The organism is Xenorhabdus yunnanensis, assembly GCF_028598805.1.
GTDB classification, from domain to species: Bacteria; Pseudomonadota; Gammaproteobacteria; order Enterobacterales; family Enterobacteriaceae; genus Xenorhabdus; species Xenorhabdus yunnanensis.
Genome location: NZ_JAQRFI010000143.1, coordinates 1 through 1833, shown reverse-complemented (window position 1 = coordinate 1833; position 1833 = coordinate 1). Strand labels below are relative to the sequence as shown.

The window sequence follows — 1833 nt, the reverse complement described above, 5'->3', positions numbered from 1 at the left end:
TTTCCCCATAAATTAGAATAAATAACTGGTTCGGTTTATATAACCCCGTACTTTTTTAGTCGGGACTCTATAAAGTTCTGCATAAGTCACGCGTCACCGCCCTAAATATGGGCAATTTCCTTTTTACCGCCGCCAACCAATCCGAGCGCCATCTGACCAAGATCATCAATCAGTCTTTCAGCCTTATCGAGGGTCATCAGGTCATCTTGTCGCTTCCTCAGCCTGCGACCAGCATCAGAGGAATCCTCGTCAGACGCCTTTCGGGCTTTTGCTACAATGTTCTGCATCTGTTGAATTGTGTATCCAACGGATGGAATATATGCATTGTTTTCTTTATCAGCCAAGTCCAGCAGCCATCGCCGAAGTGCCTTAGCTACCTTTGTACGGGAAAGCATCCCAATCAAATGAGCGCCTCTTAATGAGAACAAACGAGCACTTACCTCACGTAAGCTATTGTTTATTCCATTCATCCTCACTTTGGTCAAGGTTGTCATACTTTCTGTGAATTCATCCTTATGGCGTTTATACAGATTTAAGACCTTATTGCTGTTTGTGTATCCAAGCAAATCAGCTAATGTTTCAGCTGTAAACCAAATCTTCCCGTCACCATTATCAAAAGGGATAACTTCACGCTCTTTGAAAACTAATGCCTTAGACATAACGTTTACCTGCTCTATGAAATGAACCTTCGCCGAAATAGGAATACCAGCCCACCGAAGGCTCGCCAGCCATAACTGGTTACCTCGAAGGCTCATTTCTATAGGGTTAGGTTCGGTGTAATTAAGCGGCGCTTTCGGTGCGCGATGAAAACAAAAATGCCACCCGCCCGTGTGCGTTGGGTACGCGGTAGGAACGGGGTGGCAGCATGGGTTATTCCGGTAACCACTTATAGAATGGATAAGGGAATAAAAAAACCACCACGGGATGTGATGGCTTGGGGATTCCTTTAGCCACTCAGGGAATGGATAAGGGAATATCTTTTTTGATTTCAGAGAGTAACTAATTGTTAAGTATTATTCGCTTGTTGTTGGGGGAATATGGGTTTATGTGTTGTTGCAATAATGTTACTGCAAGCGAAATAGGGAGAATAAAATGAAAAAATTCATTCTTCTTTGCCTGGTGGCAGGCACGACTCTTTTAGCCTCAACGCAGATTTCTGCTTCTATATGTTCGAATGAGAGGGATCTTGGCAGATGGAAAGCCTGTATGGAGTGGTGCGTAGCAATGAGCGAAAAAGGTCCATTAACTATTCCAACTTGTTTATTATTATAATAAACCGAGTAGGACGGTTCATTCCTGCCGTCCTCTCATGGTTCACCCACATTGTGTCCTAACATACTCCTGCAAACCCAGAATCATTTGCTCTGAGGTGGCAGTATGTCATTTACTATCTGATTGTTGCCGATACATCACAATCACTAGGTCGCCTTTCGTAGCTACCTTCATAGTCTGGTCATCCTGCATCTGGTCAAGTTCAAATGCATCGTACAACTCGTTAACAGCCTTCTGCTTTCGCTCTTCTTTTCGGAGTTTGTCATATGCTTTGAAGAGTAACGCGAATAGCCAATTCCATGCTTTAACCAGAATATACAGGTAACCAATAATCATTAGACTCCCCGTCATGTAGCCAAGAATTATCTCACCCATCGTTATTTACCCTTCTGCATTCAGTTTTAACGTAATCCTGTAAATATCTCAGTTTTGCCCGGTCGTTGATGATGCCTTCTCGGATATCGAGAACAGTTGATCCAGTTTCTCCAGTGAGTTCGACGGGGGTTCCATCGCCCACGCTGCCGGAGGTAACGGTTTCAGGCACGGAGGGGCAGACGGCCT

At 44.2% G+C, this 1833-nt stretch carries 4 protein-coding genes and 1 pseudogene; 2 read left to right on the top strand and 3 right to left on the bottom strand.

Going from position 1 to position 1833, the window contains the following annotated elements; genetic code table 11:
• Nucleotides 1–101: 101 nt before the first annotated feature.
• Nucleotides 102–659 carry a BRO-N domain-containing protein gene (locus PSI23_RS21210; protein WP_273556934.1) on the bottom strand — a complete coding sequence of 186 codons (558 nt, stop codon included), beginning with the start codon at nucleotides 657–659 and terminating at the stop codon, nucleotides 102–104.
• A 144-nt stretch (nucleotides 660–803) separates the two neighbouring features.
• On the opposite strand from PSI23_RS21210, the gene PSI23_RS21205 reads away from it, so the two are divergent.
• Together PSI23_RS21205 and PSI23_RS21200 are read left to right on the top strand one after the other, a co-directional pair.
• A complete protein-coding gene (locus tag PSI23_RS21205; RefSeq protein ID WP_273556933.1) occupies nucleotides 804–950 on the top strand; it encodes a hypothetical protein in 147 nt (48 codons plus the stop codon).
• Between the two features lie 142 nt (nucleotides 951–1092).
• On the top strand, nucleotides 1093–1272 hold the full coding sequence (locus PSI23_RS21200; RefSeq protein ID WP_273556932.1) for a hypothetical protein: 180 nt from the start codon (nucleotides 1093–1095) through the stop codon (nucleotides 1270–1272).
• Between the two features lie 108 nt (nucleotides 1273–1380).
• Here the strand turns inward: PSI23_RS21200 and PSI23_RS21195 are convergent, their stop codons facing one another.
• Nucleotides 1381–1623 carry a DUF4752 family protein gene (locus tag PSI23_RS21195; protein ID WP_273556931.1) on the bottom strand — a complete coding sequence of 81 codons (243 nt, stop codon included), beginning with the start codon at nucleotides 1621–1623 and terminating at the stop codon, nucleotides 1381–1383.
• 16 nt (nucleotides 1624–1639) lie between these two features.
• Nucleotides 1640–1771: pseudogene (locus PSI23_RS21190) on the bottom strand (lysis protein); the annotation flags it as partial.
• Nucleotides 1772–1833 lie beyond the last annotated feature (62 nt).

What these genes read in the sequence shown, in the direction of transcription:
- PSI23_RS21200 (WP_273556932.1), top strand. Translation starts at nt 1,093, where the DNA reads ATGAAAAAATTCATTCTTCTTTGCCTGGTGGCAGGCACGACTCTTTTA.
- PSI23_RS21205 (WP_273556933.1), top strand. Translation starts at nt 804, where the DNA reads ATGAAAACAAAAATGCCACCCGCCCGTGTGCGTTGGGTACGCGGTAGG.
- PSI23_RS21195 (WP_273556931.1), bottom strand. Translation starts at nt 1,623, where the DNA reads ATGACGGGGAGTCTAATGATTATTGGTTACCTGTATATTCTGGTTAAA.
- PSI23_RS21210 (WP_273556934.1), bottom strand. Translation starts at nt 659, where the DNA reads ATGTCTAAGGCATTAGTTTTCAAAGAGCGTGAAGTTATCCCTTTTGAT.